Consider the following 24,470-nt stretch of genomic DNA (forward strand, 5'->3'; position numbering starts at 1 on the left):
GTATGGAAAGTAGTGAAGTAGTAAGAGAAAAGGAACATCCTTTTGCGAAAAAAAGATGGATAATAGCAGTTACTTTAGTTGTATTAACAATCCTAGGTCTCTTTTACGGTCTTTTCGCAGGAAGTTTATCCTTTTCTGTACGAGATATTTTAACAGGTATACAAGATGAAGGTTCGACAGTTCATCGAATTGTATGGGATCTTCGCATACCGAGAGTGCTCATTGGGTTTATAGTAGGAACATGTTTAGCTGCATCTGGTACACTGCTACAAGGAGTTATGAGAAACCCTCTTGCAGATCCTGGTATTATCGGAGTTTCATCTGGAGCAGGCCTTGTAGCAATTGTCATCATGATTTTATTCCCACAGCATCTAGCTTTTTTACCACTAGGGGCGTTTTTAGGAGCTTTCATAACAGCGATGGTTATTTATGCTTTATCATGGCAAAAAGGGGCACCACCTTCAAGAATCGTCTTAGTAGGGGTGTCGATCAATGCATTAATTGGTGCAGCAACGTCAGCATTAATGTTATTACATAGTGACAAAGTACAATCGGTGTTACCGTGGCTAGCGGGCGGTATTGGTGGTGTAAGTTGGGCACATTTAAACATGATTATTTATTATGCAATATTCGCCATTATATTAGCTTTCTTTGGTATTAAGCATATTCGAGTGTTAATGCTTGGAGATGAAATGGCAAAGTTATTAGGACATAATGTGGAAAAAAGTCGGTTTTATTTAATCGTAGTAAGTACATTATTAGCTGGAATTGCAGTAAGTGTGTCTGGTCTTATTGGATTTGTCGGTCTTGTCGTACCACATATGCTACGTTTATTAGTTGGAAATGATTATAGATATTTGCTACCTTTATCATGCCTTGGCGGCGGGGTATTACTTGTTTTTGCGGATGCAATAGCTCGAAGTTGGTTTGACCCAATCGAATTGCCTGTTGGTATTTTACTGTCCTTCTTAGGTGGTCCGTTCTTCTTATATTTAATTCATAGAGGAGGAAAACAAAGTGATTTCCGTTAACAAAGTGTTTTACGCACACTCTGAAAGATTTCAAATGCAAAATATGAATGTACATATTAAGGCTGGAGAAATCGTTAGTTTAATTGGTCCGAATGGATCGGGAAAATCTACTTTGCTTCGTTTAATAGCAAGGCTACTGAAACAAAGCGAAGGGGACATCATTTTAGATGGGAAAAATATTCATATGATGAAGAGTGCTGATGTAGCGAAGCAATTAGCAATGTTACCACAAATGCATGATCATCAATTAGATTTAACAGTGAAAGAACTAATTGAGTTCGGAAGAGGTCCACATAAATCATGGAGTAGCCGCTTAAATAAAGAAGATGAAGAAATTGTTGATTGGGCATTGTCTGTTACAAATCTTGAAGGGTATGAATATCGTCTTTTACATTCTTTATCAGGAGGGGAACGGCAACGTGCTTGGATTGCGATGACGCTAGCGCAACGTACAAATGTCTTATTATTGGATGAACCAACAACCTTTTTAGATATCGTTCACCAGTTGGAAGTAATGGAACTTGTGAAACGATTAAATGAGGAGTTTGGAATGACAATTATAATGGTTTTACATGACATTAACCAAGCTGCTCAATATAGCGATCGTTTACTTGTATTAAAGCGAGGAAAAATTCAGTATGATGGTATACCAGAAGAAGTACTATGCCATGAAATGTTTCAACATGTATTTGGCATAGATGTAGATATTTTTCAGGGAAGTGACAAGCCTTTTTTTACACCGAAACGAATTTTTAAAAGGGGAGAAGAGCGATGCAAACAGAAGAGCGTATTACCACTGAATTAGTAAGAGAATTTGTTATGGCAGCTCACGGGGATTTAGAGAAAGTACAAGAGCTATTGGTTGAATCACCAAGCTTACTTCACGCCTCTTATAATTGGGGTGGATCAGATTGGGAAAGTGCGTTAGGCGCATCGGCACATGTAGGTCGTAAAGATATTGCTCTTTATTTACTAGAAAAGGGTGCTCGTATGGATATTTTCGCGGCAGCTATGCTTGGGGAATTAGAAGTCGTACAAGCTATTTTAGTAGCTCAACCAGAAGCATTACGTGCATCTGGTCCTCATGGTATTTCTCTTCTTCAGCATGCACGAATGGGTGGAGAGAAAGCTAAGCGTGTATATGATTATTTAGCAATACTATCTTAATGAACGAAGGAAGTTCTTATGTGCGGTAAACTTTTCACTTGAAACAATTGGAAAGTTTACCGCCCGTTAGAACGGGATAAGTATCTAGTATATTTGAAAATCCTACACCCCCCTCAATTGTAGTTTTCTTTATGCTAGTTATGATATGGATGCAGTAGACAATATTTGTCTACTGCTTTTTTTGTTTCTATAAGATTGAATATTCTGCGTTATGTAGTTGATTCATTTATAATAAATGGTAACATTTATTGTGCATACAAAATATGATCGTGAAATTAAGAAGAAATTAGTAGAAAGGAGTGAAGGAATGTTTCATACAGACCGTTTACAAATTCGTAAATATACAATGGATGATTTACAGTTCTACGCTTCACTATGGGGAAACGAAAAAGTAATGCGCTATATTGGAAATGGGACGTTAAAAACATATATGCAATGTAAAAAAAGTTTGGAGGAGTGGGTAATTCCTAGCTATAAAAATGGCCTCGGTTTATTTGTATTAATTGAAAAGGAAACGAGGATACGGATTGGTCATGCAGGATTAGTAAAGCAGCAGATAGATGGAAAAGAGGAAATTGAAATTGGTTATTGGTTATTACCTCAGTATTGGGGAAAAGGCTATGCGAAAGAAGCAGCGGCAGCATTTCGAGACTATGGCTTCCAAGCGTTACGAATGAATAAATTAATTTCTCTTATTAATCCGGACCACCCCGCCTCAATCTTTGTTGCTAGAAAAACGGGGCTTAGTTATGAGAAAACAACTTCATTTCATGGGATGGATGTTCTCGTTTATTCCATTAGGCGCATTGGATGAAAAAAGGTTAATTGCATTTTTTGAAGAATGGTATATAAAAATAAAGGGGGGATTACATGTACATTTATCATAATGGACTTATTATTCGTGAGGGAACGAATGGTGTACCTGCATATGCAATTAAGACTTTATTCGAAGATGCCGGTTGGAGCAATGATAATATCCCTTCTTGGCAAATTGAAAAATTCACGATAGCATTTGAAAATTCAACATGGGCATTCACAATTTGGGATGAAGAAGAGATGGTTGCGATGGTTAGAGTCATTTCTGATGGAATCATGGTCGCGAACATAGTAAATTTAGTTGTGAAATGTGAATATAGAGGGAAGGGATTAGGTAAGAAACTTGTCGCTCTTTGTTTGCAAAAGCTACCACATGGTGACTGGTTTGCACATACTTCTGCGAACAATTTTGATTTTTATAGAAGCTGTGGATTTGAAGTTAGAGAGCTATCGAGAAATGGAACATGTGCGTATTATGGATATCAAGTCGCGAGAAGAGATGGTCACCGATAAATGAATGAAAAGTAAAAAGTTTAGCGAGGTAATTTTGAGGCTATTGATAATAGAGAATGGATTGAGGCTCATTTTATGATAAAATAAAAGAAAATTCTGTTTATTGTTAGGGGGATAAAAATGAGCATAAAAGTTGGGGATGTATTTAAATATGAAAGAAGATTTACTGAGGAAGAGGTTTTTGAATTTGCAAATATTACCGGAGATAAAGGCAGACACCATGTGGAATATGATGAAAATGGAAGATTAATGGTCCATGGTTTATTGACTGCTAGCATTGGAACGAAAGTAGGCGAAGAATTACATTACATAGCAAGAGAATTAGTAAGTGAGTTTATTAGACCAGTTTTCACAGGAGATACAATCACTTGTGAATTAACTTTAACAAATGTTGAGCAAATGGAAGGCTATAAAAAAGTTTCAATCGAGTCAGTTTATCGCAATCAACACGAAAAGACTGTACTAGTGGGGACAAGTTATGGAATTATAAGGGGATAAAAAAGAAGCCTGTTTAGCAGGCTTCTTTTTTATTATTTAGTAAACACGTTTTCGATTTTCCGCATAACTAGAGATGAGTAGTAATGCAGTTTCTTCTCCTATATTACGAACAATATGAGGAACGCATGCATTCCATGAGAAAGAATCACCTTCTTCTACAATTGCAATATCTTCACCGTGCTGAACTTCTAGTTTTCCGCGTAATACAAGGTGACATTCTTCCCCTTCATGGGCATTTGGTGAGTTTTCTTTCGGGAATCCAGTAGGTATTTCTACTAAAGATAGGCGAAGGCCCCCTTGCTCAGCGACATGTTCAATTCTTTGTTCATCTTTTCCGTATACACTGTATTTCCGTTCTTCTTTTTTGACAATTTTTAATCGATCTTTTTGCTCTAACAATAAATAGGGAAGGGGAACGTTTAAAAAGTTGGAGATCGTTTCTAAAGTTGAAATAGATGGTGATGTTTTATTATTTTCAACCTGACTCATAAATCCTTTAGAAAGACCTGTTCCCTCGCAAATTTGTGCGATTGTTATGCCTCTACGTTGACGAATTTCACGTATTGCAGAACCAATATTCATAAAATCAAGCTCCTTTTTGTAAATAACTATTTGTATCATAGCAAAAAAAATATATATTTTCCCAGTGAAAATGAATTGACGAATAAAAAAAATTAGTGTATGTTTTGTAATGTAAATAAAAGTTTTGTATAAGAAAACTATAAAGGAGAGAAAGAAATGAATCAACATATTGGTAACTTAATTATTCGTATCGTGTTAGGGGTAACATTCTTCATGCACGGTTTAACAAAATTCCAATCAGGAATTGACAATATTGCAGGGTGGTTTACAAGCATTGGTTTACCAGGAGGACTTGCATACGGTGTAGCAACATTTGAATTAGTTGGAGGCCTATTATTAATTCTAGGTTTAGGTGTAAGATATATTGGATTATTATTTGCACTTGTTATGGTTGGAGCAATCGTAAAAGTGAAATGGTCAGCTGGTTTATTGGGAGATGGAAAAAATCCTGGTTTCGAATTAGAACTTGCATTATTAGCAATGGGTGCATACTTATTTGTTGCAAAAGCTGATGGTTTTGTAGATAATTTCTTAAAAGAAAAAATGTCAAAGAAGAACTAATTTAAATGGGGGCTAACAAGATGAGTTTTCAACTTCATCCCGATACAACACTTGATGTTGTTCATTTATACGTATCTAATGTAAAGAAATCACTAGAATTTTATACGGAAGTACTAAGTATGAAGGTGCTAAAAGAAGAAGAAGCAGTCGTTACATTTGGGAATGAAAATGATGAACCACTTCTTATCATTGAAGAAAAGAAAGAAGCTTTTCCGAAGCAAAGAGCAAGAACAGGGTTATATCATTACGCAATTTTATTACCAAGTAGACAGGATTTAGCGAATGTTCTTCGTCATCTTGTAGAGATGGTATATCCACTACATGGCGGAGCCGATCATTACTTTAGTGAAGCTCTTTATTTAGCTGATCCAGATGGAAACGGGATTGAAATTTATCATGATCGACAAAAAGAAGTTTGGCGTGATGAGAATGGAGAACTCCCATTTGTTAGTAACCCGTTAGCTGGTGAAGAATTATTACAGCAAGGAAGTACATGGAATGGATTTCCATCTGGTACTGTGATGGGGCATATTCATTTCCATGTAGCTGATTTAGAGGAAGCGAAACGTTTCTATGTTGATGGTCTTGGTTTTGAAGTAACGATTCCAGCTCGTAATGGAGCGTTGTTCGTATCAGCAGGTGGTTATCATCACCATATCGGCTTAAATACGTGGCAAGGTGAAGGGGTGCCACCGCAAATGCCAGGTTCTGTTGGTTTAAAATATTTCACAATTGTACTAGCGGATGAAAAACAAAAAGAGCAAGTATGTGAAAGCTTAAAAAATATTGGCAAGATTGCTACGTACAAAGATGGAATATTACAAGTCGAGGATCCATTTGGACATTGTATCCATTTCAAAATAAAAGGAGAAGCCTAAAAAGGCTTCTCTTTTTTATTTTCTTATAATTGCATTTTCGTTTTGTAAAAATAGTTCATCAAATTGTTTTGCAAGCTCAAAATCTAGTTTCGTTAAACCTTTTGCATTCCAAGATGACAAAGTAATAATAACTGCTTTATACTGGATAAGGATAAATGGATGGTGATTATGTTCTTCTGATAGTTTGGCGGCTTCAGAGACAAATTCGACTCCTTTTAAGTAGTCGGAAAACATATATTTTCGTTCAATCCATTTCTCATCTTTTACCATCCATTTATCTACCTTCAATAATTCCTCGTGAACTTCTTCTTCAGTTAATCTTAGCATCATTTTTCACATCCTTTACTGGAAGTAACGCAAGACCATTGTTAATAAGGCGTGTTACAGCTTCGTCAGTTGTGAAAGTAGAAAGTTGATGTAGTAATGCTGCCGATGTTTCATGCCCTTTGTTATGCTCTAAAAGTAACTCTAATACTTCAAGGCGCAGCAACCATTCTTTCGCATAAAATTTATTTAATACTTCTTGAATTGCTACTAATTGATCGATATGCGCGTCATGTAAAATCCCCTCACTTCGAATATCTCGAACTGTTTGATACATACGTTCAAGTTCATTCAGTACAAGTGGAGCAGGAATTTCTTGAACTTCTTCATCCATTGGGAAAAATGCTGCTGCATCTGCGGCACCTGGGAATACTGAAGTGATTTGTGAGCCAACAGCCATATCAAATGCGCCCCATGAAGCATCAAATAAAACGCGGGCGTTATAAGTAACTGTACAATCGATAAAGGAAATAAGGGCAATTTTCTTATCGTTTTTCACAATATCTGTTACTGTTCCTTTTACATGAATACCACTTGCAAAAGTAAACTCAGCGATAGTTCCAATTGTAACTCCTAATGATTGTAGTTGTTCGTCTGTACAATTTTCTAATGCAATATTTTCAGTGAGTAATCCAATTGGTGTTCCAAATCCGTCACTGTGTACAGAAGTAGAATGATTCGCTAACTGTTTATTATGAAGCGCTAATGCTGTTGGCGAATTTGTTCGCATGTAAATTAATTCACCTGCATCGTTTTCAATTGTCTCGCTAAATGTACCTGTAATTTGTAATCCGCTATTTAGCTCAGCTGTTGCATAGTTCTCAGAGCGAATTGCTTTTTCTAAACCTTCTTTTCCACCTGTTTTAAAGGCCATTGTTTTAGAAAATGTTTCAAGCGCATCTGTTAATTCTTCAAAGGACTTACAAACAAATAGTTGTGGTTGCATTTTTGTTACGTCATAAGTTGTCCCTGTACATGCTTCGATAGAAAATGGAACTTTTTCTACAGCGTCTGTTAAGCAATGTTTGCTTTCGCCAACAGAAGAAAGGAGACCAGCACCATATATTTTTGGATCATCTATATTTCCAATCAATCCATATTCTACTGTCCACCAGAAAAGACGTGAAATTTGTTCAGCTTCTGATAAACCAGAAACTAAGTTTTGTTTTTCAATTACAGCATTTTCAGCAGCCTTAACTTCATCAGGAGTAGAAGTAGGACTTTCTTTTACTATCGTTAATGTACGAACAGCTTCAAATGCATCATGTTCTTCTTTTGTAGAGAAAGCTTTTGCACCAATTTGCCCAAAACGTTTCACATATTTTGCATATGTAGGATCAAGTAAAATCGGTGCGTGTCCTGCGGCTTCGTGTACGATATCTGGAGCTGGTGTGTACTCGATATTTTCTACTTTCCGAATATCTGTTGCGATTGGTAGTAATCCGTGTCCTTGAAAATCGAAGAATGCTACGCCGGGAATAAGTCCGTCAATCGTTACAGCGCCCCAGCCACTTGGTGCCAAACACTCATTCATTTCTTCTACTTTTGGAATTGAATCTATATTAATACCAGATGATTGTAGTCCGTTCACATAGGCTGGATGAGCAACGTCTTTTAAGAAGCTATGATTTTGTCTCATAATATAACGCCACACAGCGTGATTCACCGGTGTGTATTGATCATAATGTTGTGTGGATACGAATGGTTTTAAATGCGATGGAATTTCTGTTTTCTTTGTCATTTAGACATCCTCCTTTTTTTCAATAAAATTGAATATCGATTTCGTATAGCTTGTATCACCTCCTTTCATTTTTGTAAGCGCTTATAAAATTTTAACATAAGATTCGGAATTATTTAACATATGTTTCTATGAGAAATAGAAAAAGCCCCTATCGGAAAATCCGATAGGGGCGAAAGAATCGCGGTACCACCCTATTTGTAAGTGAAAATATACTTACATCTCAATTAATGATAACGGAAAAATTCCGTCTTTTCCTTCATACATAAAAGCACTACGAAAAAGAAGCTCCAGAATTGTAATTCATACTTATATATGTGCTAATTTCCACCGACCATTAGCTCTCTGTAACAGGGATATAAGATACTACTGCGATTCTTTCAACGCGTATATATGAAATTGTGTAAGAGGATGGATGCAAAAAAGTCCCTATCGGAAAATCCGATAGGGACGATAAAAATCGCGGTACCACCCTATTTGTAAACAACTAATTGTTTACCACTCACTTTACGATAACGGAAAGATCCGTCTTTCTCTTCATGCATAAAAAGCATTACGGGAAAGAAGCTCCAGAATTGTAATTCACGCTTGTATATGTACTGATTCGCACCAACCATCAGTTCTCTGAGACAGTGATATAAGTCGCTACTAGTATTCCTTCAAAGCCGATATATAATTCGTTCAACTAAACTATGTTTTGTATTATAAAACTATATTAAAAAAATTGTCAACAAAAATTTTTTATCCCGTGTTAATGAGCAGTAAAATTCCTACCTCAAAATTCAGTGGAAGTAAAGAAGTAAGATGGGAGCCTAACTGCTCGTGAACCCCCGATTGGTGAAGGCTAATAATCAGTGGGGATGAATGAAATCTCCACTGATTAAAGTTTCACTTTATTTCACTTCTAAATTAACAGTTAAATTAGAGGTATTGCCAGCTGCATCAGTTGCTACAATGTGAATAGTATTTTTTCCTTCTTGTAATTGAGTACGATCGAAATAAATGTCATAGCTTTTCTCCCAAGGGTTCAGGAATGCCTGTTCCCATACACCATTTCCGTTAGTTTCATATTGCATTCTCACTGGAATGCCAGGTGCTATCCAACCAGATTCTGACATCCAATCTAGTAGAATATCATCAACTTTTCCTCTAATTACAAGATTTTCTTGGTCAACCTCATGTGTTAACTTAGGTGCAGTTCGATCAAGGAATACAGCAGCTGTTTGCTTTGTTTCTCCGCCAGAATTAGAAGCAACTGCTTCAATTTGATATAAACCATCCGCGAGTGGTGATCCATCTACTTTTGTACCATCCCATTTGAACGGTTTATAACCTGCTGTTTCATTTTTACCTTCATAAATCATTCCTTCGTATGTTACACGTTCTTTTGTAACTAAGTTACCATGTAACGTTACATCTTCAACAGGAGAAACTAAATAGTAGTTGATGAGATTATCATCTAATATGTTATCCCCGTTTGGACTAAAAGTAGAATTCACAATTTCGAGACCATCAATTCGTTTATAATCTTTAGGATCGATACTAAATGTAAATGGAATTCGAATTTCTTCTTTTGCTCCTTGCTCTTTTACATATACATTCCCAGTATACACACCTTGTGGTAGTGAGCTATCGACAGTGATAGTAAATGGTTTTTCCGTATTACTATTTGGTTGTACGCTAATCGATGAAGGAACAGAAGCTTTTACTTTTGTTTTTGTGGTTGCATCTAGTAATTCTACACGAGTTGAAAAGCTTTTCTTTTTACTAGAAAGATTTTGTAACGTAATATTTTGCATCAGTTTTACTTTACCACTGTTTGGCTTTATAAGACCGAAGCTGATATTGTTAGGCTTTACTAATACATTTGTTTGAACAGCTTTTGGAATGTTAATTAAGCCAGATCCTTGCGTCATAACAGGATACGTATTTTCATTAACATCTTTTAAAGTTTTTGCTGTATTGGCAAGTAATGCTTTTAATTGTTCCGTCGTCCAATCAGGGTGCATTTGACGCAGGAGGGCAACCGCTCCAGCTACTTGCGGAGCAGCCATACTTTTTCCGTTATGCGATTCATAGCCGCCTCGTGGTACTGTACTAGTAATTTGTACGCCAGGTGCAACGATATCTGGTTTTATAAGCCAGCTTCCTTGTGACGGACCTCTGGAACTAAAGTTTCCAATTAATTCAGTCGGAACCGGTTGGCTAATTTTTATATTTTTCTTGCGCTTTGTAATTAAGTTTTTCAACTCTTCACCGTTTACATTGGATAATTGCATAACTGGAAGGGCTAGGTTTTCACGTGTAAAGTATTCAGGCATAATATTGATTTCTTTTTCTGTAGAAATGAATAGTACACCAATTGCACCAGCTTGCTTCGCTTGTTCAGCTTTTACTAACGTACTAGAAGTACCTTGTAAAACAAGTGCAAATTTTCCTTTCACATCTTGTTTTGCATAATCGCTTGGATTACCATAGCCAACATATACAAGTGGAGAAGCATTTCCTATTGGGAAATCTGATTTTGATAACGGTAATCCTTGGTAGGTTTTGCTGGAACCAGCTATTTGTAATGTTGGAAAGGGAATAGAAACTGTAGATGCTCCAACTGATATTACGCTACTTGCATTCCCAGGTGCATCAACAGACCAAGGTTTTGGACCATCATTTCCATTGGAAACGACTGCAGTAACCCCAAGCTTTGCTGCACGTTCTAACGTTAAAGTTACAGGCTGATCAGGTACATTTAAATCTTGTCCAAGGGATAGATTTAACACATCAGCACCATCTTGAATCGCTCGTTCAATACCTTGAATAATATCATCTGTTTGTACCAGTACCACCGTCATTCATGACACGATAAGCTAAAATAGAAGCATTTGGAGCAACGCCTTTAATTTTTCCATTACCAGCAATAATTCCAGCTACATGAGTACCATGTACGTTACCATCCATTGGATCGTTGTCTTCATCGACAGTGTCATATCCACCAATATAATTTGCCTTTAAGTCAGGGTGTGTATAGTCTACGCCAGAGTCGATAATAGCTACTTTCATACCTTTTCCATCAAGAGGTTTGCCACAGGGGTCTTTTAAATTCCAAGCTTCAGGCGCACCAATTGTCGGTCTACCGATATTAGGTACTTCTTCGTTAGTAGCGCTTTTCGTTGTTTCGTGCAATTTATATGTTAAGTTCGGATAGATTGTCTTTACTTCAGGTAAAGAAGCAAGAGCAGTAATTTGATCTCCTGGAACTGAAATAGAGAAACCGGAAAATAACGTATTATAAACTTCTTTAATTTTTGCACCAGGTGCTTTTTCTTTTATTTTCTTAGTCGTCTCTTGTTGTGCTTTTTTTAGCTCGGCATGATAAGACTGTGCATTACTATTTTGTAAATCTGGAGCATGCTGAATATTACTTTGAGCAGCGAGAGGTGCATGTTGCAATTCTACAATTACTGATATTTCTTTTGTTGTTTTCGTTTCAACATTTTGAGCAATTTTATGTTCTCCCCACTGTTCAATCGTTGTTTTTAATTGTGGACTAAATTGCTTCTCCTTTTGCATTGATTCAGCATGGGCGCTTAAAGCTCCAAAACTAGAAAAGACGAGTACCATACTTAATAGTGTAGATGTAGTTTTTTTCATTGAGACTCCCCCTAATAAAAAGTGCTAATATTCCGAAATATAATCTTACAAATTTCTCTTAAATTACATAATCGGATGTTAGCTAAACTATATTTTCGGCATAATTCATACTAATCCTCTATGAATTGAAAATTTCTTGAGAAATTTTTTCTGATTATGTCGAATAGGTATTTTTCACATATTGTAGGTGGACATTGAGGAATGCTATGAGGGAAATGGAGGAGTGTTATGAAAAAGGCTATAGCAAGTGTCACCGCATTATTATTCATATTTTTAAGTTCAATTACTATTACTAAAGCAGAAAATAGTGGAGTGAAAATTGCTTTTATTCGTCATCATGACCTCTGGATTAAAGTTGATGGAAAAGAAAAACAACTTACAAAAGGAGAATACATAACAGGACCGAAATGGTCATATGATGGGGAGTGGCTAGCATATGTAAAAGGGAAGAAACAAAGTACTCTTGAGTTATATCGGCTGAAAGATGGAAAGAAAGTTACGCCGTTTCACTTAGAAGTATCAAATTATCAATGGTCACCAATAGAAAATATAATTGCATTTATATTTACAGGTACATTACATACATTTGAGGTAGAAAAAAAGAATGCTGATTTTGAAAATGTATCAGCTGGTGTAGGTGATTATGCATGGTACCCTGATGGAAAGAACTTTCTTATATCATCTGAAGCACACTTACTTCCAACAGGATGGACAGGAGCCCAGCTATATGAAGTGCAAAAAGATGCACATATGAATCCTCACAAAATGAAGCATTTGTATGCATTGCCAAATGAGCATGATGATTTTCTAGCGCTAGTTGCAAGTGGATTTGAGTGGTCACCAGATCGAAAGTGGATTTCATTTTTAGCGGTACCGACAGCTTCATGGTCAGCTGATAGTAATACGCTTTGCTTAGTTCGAGCAGATGGCAGCCGGTTTGAAAAGATAGACCAAATGTTATTAAACACACAATGGTTCAAATGGGCGCCATCTAGCAACATATTAGCCTATATTGAAGGAAGCGGGAGAGTTGCGTTAGAGAATAAACATTTAAAAGTAAAAGAATTGCCAGTACTTCAGCAGAACACATTTACGCCGAAAGGATATGTCGATTGGGATTTTGCATGGAAGAACCACAAAGTAATTATCGTTTCGAGGGCAAAAGAGGCAGGAATAGAAACTCCGCCGGAAAAAAGGCCACTGCCATCTTTATATGAGATTGATCGTACAAGCGATAAACAACATCAAATTACAAAGCCACCTCATGAGCAGGGTGATTATCATCCAATCTTTATAAAGAAGAGCAATCACTTAATATGGATACGTTCAGACCGTAAGAAAGCCAATGTATGGCTTGCCAATAGTGATGGAAAGCAAGAAAAGAAGTGGATTGAAAATATAGATGTACCAGCGTGGTATTATGAGAAATGGAATTGGGAAAATGTCATTTCGGTGAAAGAAGAATAAAAAATCTGCCTAAAAGATAATTTTAGGCAGGTTTTTATTGTTATTTATGTGTTTTATTTGGCTTCTTTTTCGCGGGGTTTCCGTTCCCCTGACGTTTTCTATTTTGTTCATCTTTTGCTTGTTTTTCATGCAGTGTATCTAAAAAATCATTCGAGTTACTCATTTTTATATCGCTCCTTTCATTTCGTCCTAATTACTATATCCATTTAGGAGGATAATCATGAGATAAAAGTTAAGCACTTAGTTTTCTTCTATAGTATACGTAAAATATGCCATACGTAATAAATAGCATAAATAAAATTTGTAGCTCTACATTTTCTTTTAAAATAGTTGCGACAGAAGGTGGTAAGTAAGGTGACGCGTTGCTCGTTTCTACACCTAACCATTTGTTTAAGAGGTTAATGATACAAAACATAAAAACACCAGACCAGCTTGCAATAATTGCTTTCTGCTTAATTTTTGTTTCCCGTTCATCATCTGTAATCCAAGGATTAGCAGTTTTATCACTACTAAAAAATCCGTTTATATATACCCATATGATCATTCCGATTAAGATGGTTATCCATTTCATATTTGTGATTCCCCTCTCTCTTGTAAAAAGTATTTGACATATCGGTTTTTTATATAGCAGGAATAATGGATGAGATAGGGAAGAAATTATGTTGAAGGATTTCATAGAGAGAGGAGGGTGGGTATGAAACTCGTCTTTGTTCGGCACGGTGAAGGAGAACATACAAAGGACTTGCCGTCAAGTTTACAAGTGTTGCATCCCCCATTAACGGATGAGGGAAGGAATCAGGCTAAATTACTTCAATGCAATGTGCCATTGCAAGAAACGGATATATTAATTGCTAGTCCTACACTTAGAACTTTACAAACGGCGACAATATGGAGTGAGAAGGTAGCTTGTCAAAAAATCGTCCATCCATATGTATCCCCGCGTATTTTTCCTTATCGAGAAGAAGCGAGAACATTACCGTGCGATTATATAGTAGATCAGGGAATGATAACAAAGTTATTTCCGCATTTTTCGATAGAGAAAAGCTCAAATAATCAGTTATGGAAGGAAGGTATAAACACTATTTCAAAGAATAGTTTTCAGCAAATAGTAGATGAATTTCTTCTTTGGTGTTATGAACTGAGTGTTGAAAGAATTTGCATTGTATCCCACGATGGAACAATTACAGCATATAGGCAATATTTACAGAAAGTCGTTTTAACTAGATCAGATTTTTTGCAGGAAACGGGCATATATGAAATGGATTTATACAATAAAATTCTGATTGATAAGGGCTGATTATAGGATGGGGTTGTATGTTGAATATTGCATTAGTAGTTGGTTTTAATTCGGATTTAGAGGCGCAATCAATCCGAGCATCTCTTGAATATTTTGGTGCAAGGGTTGTGACATATTGGATTGGTAGACCGAAAGATTTTGTGGAAGTTCTTTCTGGAAAGAACTTATTTAATGGTATTAATTATATTATTTTTTGCTTTCATGGTGAAGAAGGGAAGTTTGTCATGGAAGAGTTAGGCGAAGAAGTATATGAACAAGATGAACCGAGAGGGTATTTTGGTACAGAAGAAATTTATGAATATGCAAAATTGCATAATACACATATTGTAAATAGCGGGTGCACGTTAGGGGAGCAAAATCTAGCAAAATCTTTTTTACATAGTGGTGCGAAATCGTATATTGGATCGATTGATTATGTAGATGGAAATGCAGCACTTATGTTTACTATACGCTTATTTTATGGGGTTATTAACCATGGGAAAACGTTAGAAGAAGCGTTTCAAGAAGCAAGTTTAATTGATGAGGAGACACATACATTTCGATTCTATAATTAGTGTGAAACACGTTTATTCTATATTCGAATAAACGTGTTTCACATTTAACTCACATTTTTTTTACAATTTTTTCAATGAAAATGATTATCACCTGTGGTATGATATGTTCAAGTTTTTACAGGTAATAAAAGTTACTATATAAACGTTAGTTTTTAATGTTTCATACACATGTCACGGATTATTCATAATTAACGTTTGAAAAATAAGTAACTAATGTTATTATATTATCTGTAACTAATTTAATTACAACTTTAGGAGGAAGATATGGTTATTCAATTTTTAAGAGAAAACAAAGCAGTTTCTTTTGTATTAGCAGTAATTCGAGTATATCTTGGTTACACATGGTTAATGGCTGGAATCGGTAAACTACAAGGGAAAGGATTCGATGCAACAGGTTATTTGCAAGGTGCAATTGAAAAATCTAAAGGTGCACAACCGGCTGTTCAATCTTGGTGGGCATCATTCTTACAAGAATTTGCAATTCCAAATGTAGATTTGTTTAATACACTTGTAACATGGGGAGAAATTTTAGTAGGAATTGGTTTAATTGTAGGCTGTTTAACAAAAACAGCGGTCTTTTTTGGCCTTGTAATGAACTTTTCCTATATGTTTAGTGGGTCAATTGGAGTGAATCCTGAAATGGTTATCTTATCTATGTTCGTTCTGGTTTCTGGTATGAATGCTGGTAAATTTGGAATTGACGGCTTCGTTATCCCAAAAGTATTAGGATCAAAAACTCAAAAACGCCAAAAGCAAGCTGCTTAATATATGAAAACGGGTATCTCAAAATGAGATACCCGTTTATGTTATTTTTCAGATTGTATCGGATTGTTTTTAAAGAATTCTTTTACATAACCAACAAATTCTTGTGGCTCTTGACGAAACGGTGCATGATAACCTTTTTCGATAATATGGAAGGTACTATTCTTTAAGAATTGATGATACGTTTCTCCTTCTTTCCATGAAACGCTACTATCATTTCTTCCCCATATAATTAAAGTTGGCTGTTTCATTTCATTTGCATTAATTTTAAGACGCCTAGGCCATAATTTCATTTTATTATAATGCTCTTCATCATTACGTTTGAATTTCACTTTGCTTTTATCATAATCTGCAATAGAAGAAACGGCATTTAAATCAGTCGACAATTGTGGTTTTGGTGAGCCTTGTTTATTAACGAATGTATGAGGGCCACCTGTAGCATCAGTTAAAATAAGGTGAGTAACTGCTTCAGGATATAAATATGTTAAATTTAGAGAAATTTCTCCCCCCATGGAATGACCCAGTATTGCGAATGAATCATACCCTAGTTTTTTCATTAATTTATAATACAAATTTGCATGAGTTGGAAAAGAATAATAAAAATCCATTGGTTTAGATGAGCGCCCGAATCCTAAAGCATCTACAGAAATAATTGTATGATCTTTTGCTAAATCGGAGTAAATCTTTTGAAAACCATCTGATGACCCTCCAAAGCCATGAATCATAAGTAAAGGTGGTTTTTCATTACCAATTTTTTTAAAGTAAATGGTTTGACCATCTATTTCTACCATTTTTTCCTCGGTAGCTAGTTTCGCTGTAATTGTATTTTTCACTTGCTTTACTTGTTCTACTGGCTTTTCTGTTGCACTACATCCTACTAATAGTGTAAGAGTAAGACAACCTACCATAAAATAGCTAAATCGCTTCAATTAGGTGTCTCCTTTCTAACATAACGCTGTATCTATCATAGCAAATAGCATATTACGATTTCCAGGAAGTCGGCTACCATTTTTTATCATAAGCGGTGAAAGGAGCGTTTCTTGGAAATTTTCTGTTTGAAGAAATTTACGAAATGTAAATTGTGAGTGTGGGACATCAATTCGTACTATACCATTCCAACATTCACATATCTTTTTTAATAATTGAATAGCATCTTTTTCTTGCTTGGCGATAAGTGGATTGATACATAATATATTGCCCTTTTGTATGCATAATGAAAAAGCTTCTATACAGTTATTTCTTTCAATTTTAAAAGAGTGTACGGCCCTTGGTAGTAGCAAAGAGTAAAGTAGAGAACGATTCATACCAGTTGCAATTTGATCGAGAGAAGTAAGAGATATAAGGTCTTCTTCTTGTACTTCTTGTAAGTGAGAAGGGTCCGTCTTAATAGTTTGCTTTTCAAAACGATGAATCTTTGTTGCTGTTTGAAATCCGCATGATGTGTATAGAGGTTCGCCAGCTTTTGTCGCAATAAGTGCAATGGGTTGTTTTGGATGAATTTGTTCCAAGCAATGATTTAGCAACATGCGCCCTATTCCTCGTTCTTGAAAATTAGGGTGAACGATTAACATACCAATGGAAGCGAAGTTACGTGTAAAGGGAAATACTCCTCCAGTCGCAATGAGTTTGTTTTCATGAATGTAACCTACAAGTGTGCCGATAGAAAGATACATTTCGAATTGTTTTTTCATAAAAATTTCATCGTGTAACCATCCAACAGATTTGCAAAGATTAAGTAATTCAAAAATAAAAGACTCATTTAGCTTTACTATTTTCATAAAGGCTCACCGCATTTCTATTTATTTTCATAAAAATAGAGTCAAAATGTAAAAAAGAGATTTAGGTTAATAAATGAAATCCAACTTGTTTATATTTAAATTGTAAAGGGCGGGATGATTGATACCAAAAGACAAAGTTATACAAATTATAACTGATATTTACATAAGTTAACAAAAAATTTACATACAGCTAATTTTCTCTTAATAGTCTTCCATTAAATTTGATAGTGGGAAATGAATAACCTAATTAGGGGGACAAGACAGTGAAAAAGTTTGTGAAAAAAGCATGGCCATTTGCAGTTGTGGCATCATTAGCAGTTACTTCGGTAGCAACATGGAATTTTACTCGTTCTAGTGAGGTTAATGCAGATGAGAACGGAAGCAATGCAAAGATTAAAAATGTTATCGTATTAATTGGGGATGGTATGGGCCCTTCATATATGACGGCTCACCGTTATATGAAAGATAATCCGAAAACCTTTGAAATGGAATCTACAGAATTTGATAAGCATCTTGTAGGAACACAAAAAACATACCCAGAAGATGAACATGAAAATATTACAGACTCTGCATCGGCAGCAACAGCTATGTCAGCAGGGATTAAAACATATAATGCTGCAATTGCAGTTGATAATGATAAAGCGGAAGTGAAAACAGTTCTTGAGCAAGCGAAAGAAAAAGGGAAATCAACGGGACTCGTTGCAACTTCTGAAATTACACATGCAACACCAGCTGCTTTCGGTGCGCATGACATTAGCCGTAAAAATATGGACGCAATTGCAAATGATTATTTTGATGAGAAAATTAAAGGGAAGCATAAGGTAGATGTTATGCTTGGCGGCGGCGTAAAGAACTTTGTTAGAAAAGATCGTAATCTTACAGAAGAGTTTAAGAAATCTGGTTATAGCTATGTAACGGATAGAGATCAATTGTTAAATGATAAAAATGATCAAATTCTTGGTTTATTTGCACCAGGTGGATTAGATAAAATGATTGACCGTAATGAAAAAACACCTTCATTAGAAGAAATGACTAATGCAGCAATTGAGCGTTTGAACAAAAATAAAAATGGTTTCTTCTTAATGGTGGAAGGAAGTCAAATCGACTGGGCTGGACATGATAATGATATTGTTGGTGCAATGAGTGAAATGGAAGACTTCGAAAAAGCTTTCAAAGCAGCGATTGAGTTTGCGAAAAAAGATAAAAATACGTTAGTTGTTGCAACGGCAGATCACGCTACTGGTGGCTTATCTTTAGGTGCCAATGGCGAGTATAACTTTAAAGTAGAACCAATTAAAGCTGCAAAGCGCACACCAGACTTTATGGCAAATGAGATTGCAAAAGGTGCAAATGTAGAAGAAACATTGAAAAAGTATATTGATTTACAATTAACTCCAGAAGAAATTCAAGCTGTAAATGATATAGCTCCGTCAAAAGATGTAACAAAGATTGATAATGCAATTGAAGATATTTTCAATAAGCGCTCGGTTACAGGCTGGACAACGGGTGGACATACAGGGGAAGATGTGAACGTGTATGCATTTGGTCCAGGTAAATACTTGTTCTCTGGCGTTCAAGAGAATACAAATATAGCGAAACGTGTCTTTGATATTGTTGGCGGTGGCGATCCGAATAAAGGAAGACGCTAATTAAGAGCGAAAGTGAGGCGAAATGCCTCACTTTTCTTTTTAGGAGTTGGGAATATGGAAAAATTATTTAGAAAATTAAGGTTCCTTTTAGTATTTGTAGTATTACTAGTTGGATGTCAACAAGAAGAGAATAACGTAGAACAAAAATCTACTACTAAAAAAACTGAGGAAAAGGTACAAATACCAAAAGAAGAAGAGAGATCTATTCAAGATGTTATTAATGCATTTGTGCGAACGACGAATGAAAAAAATCTTGCAGAACATATGGAGTTATTTTCAAAGAAGATGCCTAGTGCCGAAGACTTAAAAATACAAAAAGAAGCCGCATTTCAAAAGGGAAATAAGAAAATTGAATTGGAACATATAGATATGAAAGTTAGTAAAGTAGGGTATGTTATTGTTGAAACGAAAGAAAAGGAAGTAGACGACAGCATTACTCTTCAAAAGAAAGTACAGTATGCCCTTGGAAAAGAAGAGGATAAATGGAAGATTGAAGAGGTTCGAATAATAGAGAAAAAATAACGTGAAACTTTAATAAGTGTAGGAGTCATATTTCCCAAAATGGTATAAAAAAAGGTTCTCATTGGCGAGAACCTTTTTTTATAGTGGTAGCATAATTTGATTTGAGCATGCCTCAATATCATCAATATCTTGACGAATTGTGGCCATTTTATTATCAAGATCTTCAGCTTTCATTGCTGCATCATGTAGTTCATCTTTTAAATACTCCGGTATTTTCCCTTCATATTTATAATAAAGTTTGTGTTCTAAACTTGCCCAAAAGTCCATTGCCAGTGTACGTAACTGAATTTCTGCAAATACATCTTTTGTACCAGAATTTAATGATAAAGGGTATTTAATAATCATGTGTAAACTTTTATATCCGTTTCGTTTTGGGTTAGCGATATAATCTTTTACTTCTATGACTTCCATATCTTCGCGTTTTTGAATGACTTCTTTCAAATGATAGATATCTTCTACGAAGCAACATGTAATACGAATACCAATAATATCTTGTAAATGTGTTTGAGCGTTTTCAACTGTTGGTAATAAGCTTTTGCGCTCTAGTTTTTTAATAATACTCTCAGGTTGTTTTAGTCTTGTTTTTATATGTTCAAACGGGTTGTAATCCTCTAGAAATTGAGCTTCCCGGTTCATAATTTCAAATTTAGTTTTTAACTCTTCTAAAGCAAATGTATATGGTAATACAAAAGCTTTCCAGTAGTTAACTGTTGATTGATTATATTCCATTTATATACACACCTTTTCCTATTTGCAAGTGAGGTCGTTATTATACTAAATACCAAATCATATAAGCGCAAGCAGCAAATGATGAGATCATAAAGCGATATTTAGTTTTCATACTTTCAACTCCTTTCGAGTAAGATTTTATATAAATAAACGTGATTGTTAATAAGTTCACTATGTACAGTTTCTATAGTAATAGATTCGTGTGAATTTCGTATGAACTAATTGTTTCAGCTTTTTGTCTTTTTTGCTGTTAATCATAATTATTATTCGAATTTAAAGTGTTTTTATTTTATTTATCTATTTGTATAAATTAATGTATATTTAAATTTATAGTTAAATTTATAGTTATTGAGGAGGATATATGGTGAACTTTGAAGAATTAGCAATTGCTAGACGTTCTGCAATGAAATTTATACAAGGTATAGAAATCTCTAATGAGGACTTTAAAAAAATATTTGAGTTAACTAAGCTTTCTCCATCTTGCTATAATTTGCAGCACACACATTATGTTGTAATTCGTGATCAAGAGCGAAAAGAAAGATTAAAAGAATTAGCTTTCGGTCAATATAAAGTATCGAGTGCATCAGCGGTAGTGCTCGTTTGTGGTGATAAAAAAGCATACCAAAATGTTGAAAATATTTACTTCGGTATGAAAGTTTTAAAAATGATTGATGAATGTGAATATGAAGATACAATTAGGCAAACGAAAGGTTTATATGAAGGAAAAGGAGAGCGTTTCATGGAGGATGAAGCGATTAGAAATGCTTCGTTAAGCGCGATGACTTTTATGTACGCAGCTAAATATTATGGCTATGATACATGTCCAATGATTGGTTTCGATGAAAAAGCAGTACAAAGTGAATTAAATATGCCGGAGCATATAGTACCTGTTTTAATGATTACGATAGGAAAAAGTGATACGACTAAAACTCGCCCACGAGGATATCGAAAGCCGATTAGTGAGTTTGTTACATACGAAACATTTTAATACAAAGCATAGATTACTTAAACAAAAGGGTTCTATTTAGACCCTTTTGTTTTGTAATTGACAAATAGAATGAAGTTATATAATATATAAATCGTAATCATTACGTTTTAGTTTGCAATCTTAAAAAGAAAGGAGAATTACATATGCGTGTAAATATTACACTAGCTTGTACGGAGTGCGGTGATCGTAATTACATTTCTAAAAAAAATAAACGAAACAATCCAGAGCGCATCGAACTAAAAAAATATTGTCCACGATTAAAGCGAGTAACGTTGCATCGTGAGACGAAGTAGAAGACTAGAGATATCTCTAGTCTTTTTTTGTTTATATTTTTTGGTTGTGTTTGTTATAATTACCTTAAATTGTAATAAAGGGAGCGGTATGATGAATCAAAAAGATAAAGAAAGAAAAGAGCAGGTGGCTCATATTATTAACATTCCAGATGATTATAGGCTTGTTGTAGATGATCAAGAAGGTGTGGATGACCCATATCATCTATTATGGTGGGAGCATAAAGCGGATGAGGAGAGAACAATACAGATTACGTTGAATAGACATACTGGTAGTTTAGTTGACCTTAGGATAGAGGATGAAAAAGCTTTTTCGAGCGGTGAGGAAGCGATAGAGGAAAATAAAGCAAGAGCGATTGCAAATACATTCTTAAAAAAATATACAAAAGAAGGATCTGAATTTTATACATATGTAACTGTTAAGGATGACAGGCGCAGTTGGAAAGAAGTAAATTATATGCAAGAAGTGAATGGCTATCCATTGCCGAATACAGGGTGTGTTGTGCGAGTTCATCCTTCAGGAAATATTGTGAATTTCCATTATAATGGACAAAAAGCGATAGAGAAAAAGCCGTCATGGCCAAGTGAAATTGTTGAGGAGAATGTCGTTTTAGAAAATTTGAAAGCTAGACAAGATATGAGACTTGTATTTGTAGATTTAACATACTCTTCGTGGGAGTATGAAAACGGGGAAGAAGTAAAAGGGTACCATCTTGTATATGAACCAGAGCCTAGTCATGCATTTATTGATGCAAGTACAGGCAAAGATTTATACGGGCCAGAACATTATAAATTACCTTCTACAGTACTTGTTGATAAACCGCTAAAGAGTAGTCAAAAAAAAGATGTGTTTGATTTATTTGATTGGGGCAAGGGGAAGTTTGTCAAAATAGATGAAAAAGTAGATGAGGATGAAGTCCGGATAAAATTTGTATTAAAAGAAGAATTACAAAAAGAAATAGAAGAGAAGGATTCATATTCAATGGATGAGTTTTATAAAAAACATTTTCCAATGTTGAAACATGATGAATTCGTTGTAATTACTCTAGATAAAGAAACAAATCAATTGCTTTCTTTTTTTATGTGGAAGGATGAGAAAAAAAAGGAAAACAATCTTATCAAGAGAGCAATGTTTAAGCAAGGCACTTCAATTTTTAGAGCATATTATCCCAGATGCGACAAAGTATGTTCAACTTTGGGATAATTATGAGGAGGAAGAGGGGATAGAGAGGTTTTCCTTTTCAATCTATGTAAATGACATTCATGTAGAGCGGAAATATATTATGATCAACATCAATGCAGAAAATGGTGCTGTGATGCACTACTCTGGAGAGTGTGGCAACTTTATAAAAGAATTACTTACATATAAAACAACACCAAAAGTAACAAAAGAAAAAGCATTAGAAATATACAGAGAGGCTATCCGAGTTAAATTAGAATGGTTTGTAGATCATGATGCAGAGGAAACGGTATATCAATTGCTGTATAAACAAACAACGGATGAGAATTATAAAGAGTTCTTCGACGGTAGTCGAGAAATTCGTTATATTGATGCCAAAACTGGGAGAAAGATTTGGAGTAAGTAAAATAAAAAGAGTTATTTTTCAAAGAAAATAACTCTTTTTATTTTTATACTTTGCCTGTTCGTTTTTCAAAAGTAAATGTGATAGGAAGATGGGAAGAAGAATTATCACTTTTAAATATTACGTTCCATTCTTTAGTATGGGCTTTAATTTCAAAATTAAGAAGATTCATCGCTCTACGTTTATCTATTTCTAAAAACATATTATGAATTTCTGGTTCTTGCTGTAAATTAAAAGCTTTTAGTGTGACTGTAAATGTGAAAAAATTCTGCCCTTCATATACTATTTTTGATATTTTTGTTTTTTGTGTATTTAACAGTATATAAAAACGGTCTGATGGAGTTAATTGTACAGAGTCATCAGTAATTTCATTCTCGCTATTATGAAGTTCAACTAAGAAAGATGTACTATGGGAAGAATCTTTTTTGCTTGTAATCTGTAATTCAGTAGGAATCATCGGTATTTCATAAAAATCATTCCTTATTATGTTATTATAATCCTCTGAAAATTTACGGACTTCTTTTGGAAAAGAGTCTTCTTGTGTACTTAAAAAAGTTTTATGTTGATTTGGAGTTTTTTTACTAAAATTTAATGTTTCTTTAAAGTAATAATTGGAACCAGTTAAAAATAAAAAACTACAAATTAATAAAAAAATTCGATACGGATTTTGAAAGTGAAAGAACAGTAGTATACATGTAATAATTCCAATTACATAGAAAATAAAGATAAGTAGTTCTAGTTTTGAGTGAAACGAGAAACCATAGTTATGAAAAAAATTTATTCCAGTTATAATTTGAGCTCCAAAAAATAAAGAAATTCCAAATTGAAAAAATAATAAATCAGGCCCTCTTTTAATAACAAAAGTAATGAACGAAATGAAAAGTAAAAATACCCCTAAATAAATTGTTACATTTAATAATCTATCTAATGTAATCATGAATAGTGTCCCCTTTAATAGCATATTCATATAAATAACAATTTTATTTAATTATAATATAACGATAAAATATTTTAAATGTTGGAAGTGTTGAGTTTTATAAATAAACTGTACAGACACAAACAACCTCACGCCCACATACACATAATAAAGACCAC

25 protein-coding genes, 2 pseudogenes and 2 other annotated features are annotated in these 24,470 nt (G+C 34.7%); of the genes and pseudogenes, 17 read left to right on the plus strand and 10 right to left on the minus strand.

The window, feature by feature from the left end; all coding sequences use genetic code 11:
• Positions 1–2 precede the first annotated feature (2 nt).
• The 6 genes from AC0OM3_RS01740 (at position 3) to AC0OM3_RS01765 (ending at position 4,025) form a co-directional block, all read left to right on the plus strand.
• The gene (locus AC0OM3_RS01740; RefSeq protein WP_002000971.1) at positions 3–1,031 is read left to right on the plus strand and encodes a FecCD family ABC transporter permease; all 1,029 of its coding nucleotides are present in this window, start codon (positions 3–5) and stop codon (positions 1,029–1,031) included.
• Positions 1,018–1,836, plus strand: coding sequence for an ABC transporter ATP-binding protein (locus AC0OM3_RS01745; RefSeq protein WP_000626529.1), 819 nt, complete (start codon positions 1,018–1,020; stop codon positions 1,834–1,836). Before AC0OM3_RS01740 ends, AC0OM3_RS01745 begins: the two co-directional genes overlap by 14 nt.
• The gene (locus AC0OM3_RS01750; RefSeq protein ID WP_001192765.1) at positions 1,803–2,198 is read left to right on the plus strand and encodes an ankyrin repeat domain-containing protein; all 396 of its coding nucleotides are present in this window, start codon (positions 1,803–1,805) and stop codon (positions 2,196–2,198) included. Before AC0OM3_RS01745 ends, AC0OM3_RS01750 begins: the two co-directional genes overlap by 34 nt.
• Before the next feature lie 235 nt (positions 2,199–2,433).
• A complete protein-coding gene (locus tag AC0OM3_RS01755; RefSeq protein WP_000256013.1) occupies positions 2,434–3,012 on the plus strand; it encodes a GNAT family N-acetyltransferase in 579 nt (192 codons plus the stop codon).
• Between the two features lie 56 nt (positions 3,013–3,068).
• Positions 3,069–3,527, plus strand: coding sequence for a GNAT family N-acetyltransferase (locus AC0OM3_RS01760; protein ID WP_000276119.1), 459 nt, complete (start codon positions 3,069–3,071; stop codon positions 3,525–3,527).
• 120 nt (positions 3,528–3,647) lie between these two features.
• Positions 3,648–4,025: a hotdog family protein gene (locus AC0OM3_RS01765; protein ID WP_000025015.1), complete on the plus strand. Its 378-nt coding sequence runs from the start codon at positions 3,648–3,650 to the stop codon at positions 4,023–4,025.
• A gap of 36 nt (positions 4,026–4,061) precedes the next feature.
• On the opposite strand, the gene AC0OM3_RS01770 is transcribed toward AC0OM3_RS01765, so the two are convergent.
• Positions 4,062–4,607, minus strand: a complete 546-nt coding sequence (locus AC0OM3_RS01770; protein ID WP_001020693.1) for a helix-turn-helix domain-containing protein — start codon at positions 4,605–4,607, stop codon at positions 4,062–4,064.
• A gap of 156 nt (positions 4,608–4,763) precedes the next feature.
• On the opposite strand from AC0OM3_RS01770, the gene AC0OM3_RS01775 reads away from it, so the two are divergent.
• Positions 4,764–5,168 carry a DoxX family protein gene (locus AC0OM3_RS01775; protein ID WP_001071553.1) on the plus strand — a complete coding sequence of 135 codons (405 nt, stop codon included), beginning with the start codon at positions 4,764–4,766 and terminating at the stop codon, positions 5,166–5,168.
• A gap of 20 nt (positions 5,169–5,188) precedes the next feature.
• Entirely contained in the window at positions 5,189–6,046 is an 858-nt protein-coding gene (locus AC0OM3_RS01780) for a VOC family protein (protein WP_000009836.1), read from the plus strand.
• A 15-nt stretch (positions 6,047–6,061) separates the two neighbouring features.
• Here the strand turns inward: AC0OM3_RS01780 and AC0OM3_RS01785 are convergent, their stop codons facing one another.
• The 3 genes and pseudogenes from AC0OM3_RS01785 to AC0OM3_RS01795 all read right to left on the minus strand — a co-directional run bounded on the left by AC0OM3_RS01785 (position 6,062) and on the right by AC0OM3_RS01795 (position 11,756).
• Complete coding sequence (locus tag AC0OM3_RS01785; protein ID WP_000979538.1) at positions 6,062–6,376, minus strand: 4a-hydroxytetrahydrobiopterin dehydratase; 315 nt, start codon at positions 6,374–6,376, stop codon at positions 6,062–6,064.
• Positions 6,357–8,111, minus strand: a complete 1,755-nt coding sequence (locus AC0OM3_RS01790; RefSeq protein WP_000163215.1) for an aromatic amino acid hydroxylase — start codon at positions 8,109–8,111, stop codon at positions 6,357–6,359. Before AC0OM3_RS01790 ends, AC0OM3_RS01785 begins: the two co-directional genes overlap by 20 nt.
• Before the next feature lie 162 nt (positions 8,112–8,273).
• Positions 8,274–8,501: a binding site (T-box leader), on the minus strand.
• A 50-nt stretch (positions 8,502–8,551) separates the two neighbouring features.
• Positions 8,552–8,780, minus strand: a binding site (T-box leader).
• Between the two features lie 221 nt (positions 8,781–9,001).
• Positions 9,002–11,756: pseudogene (locus tag AC0OM3_RS01795) on the minus strand (S8 family peptidase).
• A 228-nt stretch (positions 11,757–11,984) separates the two neighbouring features.
• Here AC0OM3_RS01795 and AC0OM3_RS01800 point away from each other — a divergent pair.
• Positions 11,985–13,223 carry an eIF2A-related protein gene (locus AC0OM3_RS01800; protein ID WP_000709063.1) on the plus strand — a complete coding sequence of 413 codons (1,239 nt, stop codon included), beginning with the start codon at positions 11,985–11,987 and terminating at the stop codon, positions 13,221–13,223.
• A 40-nt stretch (positions 13,224–13,263) separates the two neighbouring features.
• On the opposite strand, the gene AC0OM3_RS01805 is transcribed toward AC0OM3_RS01800, so the two are convergent.
• Entirely contained in the window at positions 13,264–13,386 is a 123-nt protein-coding gene (locus AC0OM3_RS01805) for a DUF4023 domain-containing protein (protein ID WP_000071861.1), read from the minus strand.
• A gap of 69 nt (positions 13,387–13,455) precedes the next feature.
• Positions 13,456–13,794: a hypothetical protein gene (locus AC0OM3_RS01810; protein WP_000871283.1), complete on the minus strand. Its 339-nt coding sequence runs from the start codon at positions 13,792–13,794 to the stop codon at positions 13,456–13,458.
• 123 nt (positions 13,795–13,917) lie between these two features.
• Here AC0OM3_RS01810 and AC0OM3_RS01815 point away from each other — a divergent pair, with 123 nt between their 5' ends.
• The 3 genes from AC0OM3_RS01815 to AC0OM3_RS01825 all read left to right on the plus strand — a co-directional run bounded on the left by AC0OM3_RS01815 (position 13,918) and on the right by AC0OM3_RS01825 (position 15,839).
• A complete protein-coding gene (locus tag AC0OM3_RS01815) occupies positions 13,918–14,520 on the plus strand; it encodes a histidine phosphatase family protein (protein ID WP_000779735.1) in 603 nt (200 codons plus the stop codon).
• A gap of 17 nt (positions 14,521–14,537) precedes the next feature.
• Entirely contained in the window at positions 14,538–15,074 is a 537-nt protein-coding gene (locus AC0OM3_RS01820; RefSeq protein WP_000931926.1) for a hypothetical protein, read from the plus strand.
• Positions 15,075–15,338: 264 nt separating this feature from the next.
• Positions 15,339–15,839 (plus strand): DoxX family protein, encoded by a 501-nt coding sequence (locus tag AC0OM3_RS01825; RefSeq protein WP_000236609.1) that lies wholly within the window; start codon positions 15,339–15,341, stop codon positions 15,837–15,839.
• Between the two features lie 41 nt (positions 15,840–15,880).
• Here the strand turns inward: AC0OM3_RS01825 and AC0OM3_RS01830 are convergent, their stop codons facing one another.
• Positions 15,881–16,765: an alpha/beta fold hydrolase gene (locus AC0OM3_RS01830; RefSeq protein WP_000819833.1), complete on the minus strand. Its 885-nt coding sequence runs from the start codon at positions 16,763–16,765 to the stop codon at positions 15,881–15,883.
• Positions 16,766–16,780: 15 nt separating this feature from the next.
• Positions 16,781–17,614, minus strand: a complete 834-nt coding sequence (locus AC0OM3_RS01835) for a GNAT family N-acetyltransferase (protein ID WP_000706690.1) — start codon at positions 17,612–17,614, stop codon at positions 16,781–16,783.
• Positions 17,615–17,877: 263 nt separating this feature from the next.
• Here AC0OM3_RS01835 and AC0OM3_RS01840 point away from each other — a divergent pair, with 263 nt between their 5' ends.
• Together AC0OM3_RS01840 and AC0OM3_RS01845 are read left to right on the plus strand one after the other, a co-directional pair.
• Positions 17,878–19,263 (plus strand): alkaline phosphatase, encoded by a 1,386-nt coding sequence (locus tag AC0OM3_RS01840; RefSeq protein ID WP_000714913.1) that lies wholly within the window; start codon positions 17,878–17,880, stop codon positions 19,261–19,263.
• A gap of 54 nt (positions 19,264–19,317) precedes the next feature.
• Positions 19,318–19,785: a hypothetical protein gene (locus AC0OM3_RS01845; RefSeq protein WP_000413043.1), complete on the plus strand. Its 468-nt coding sequence runs from the start codon at positions 19,318–19,320 to the stop codon at positions 19,783–19,785.
• 78 nt (positions 19,786–19,863) lie between these two features.
• On the opposite strand, the gene AC0OM3_RS01850 is transcribed toward AC0OM3_RS01845, so the two are convergent.
• A complete protein-coding gene (locus AC0OM3_RS01850; RefSeq protein ID WP_000456230.1) occupies positions 19,864–20,514 on the minus strand; it encodes a GTP pyrophosphokinase in 651 nt (216 codons plus the stop codon).
• Between the two features lie 361 nt (positions 20,515–20,875).
• Here AC0OM3_RS01850 and AC0OM3_RS01855 point away from each other — a divergent pair, with 361 nt between their 5' ends.
• From AC0OM3_RS01855 to AC0OM3_RS01865, 3 genes and pseudogenes are all read left to right on the plus strand, one after another.
• The gene (locus AC0OM3_RS01855) at positions 20,876–21,502 is read left to right on the plus strand and encodes a nitroreductase family protein (protein WP_000245986.1); all 627 of its coding nucleotides are present in this window, start codon (positions 20,876–20,878) and stop codon (positions 21,500–21,502) included.
• A gap of 143 nt (positions 21,503–21,645) precedes the next feature.
• Positions 21,646–21,795 (plus strand): 50S ribosomal protein L33, encoded by a 150-nt coding sequence (gene rpmG, locus AC0OM3_RS01860; RefSeq protein ID WP_001265617.1) that lies wholly within the window; start codon positions 21,646–21,648, stop codon positions 21,793–21,795.
• A gap of 88 nt (positions 21,796–21,883) precedes the next feature.
• Positions 21,884–23,378, plus strand: a pseudogene (locus AC0OM3_RS01865) (YcdB/YcdC domain-containing protein).
• A 43-nt stretch (positions 23,379–23,421) separates the two neighbouring features.
• Here the strand turns inward: AC0OM3_RS01865 and AC0OM3_RS01870 are convergent.
• A complete protein-coding gene (locus AC0OM3_RS01870) occupies positions 23,422–24,342 on the minus strand; it encodes a hypothetical protein (RefSeq protein ID WP_003302736.1) in 921 nt (306 codons plus the stop codon).
• Positions 24,343–24,470 lie beyond the last annotated feature (128 nt).

Source organism: Bacillus sp. FAU20, assembly GCF_056033865.1.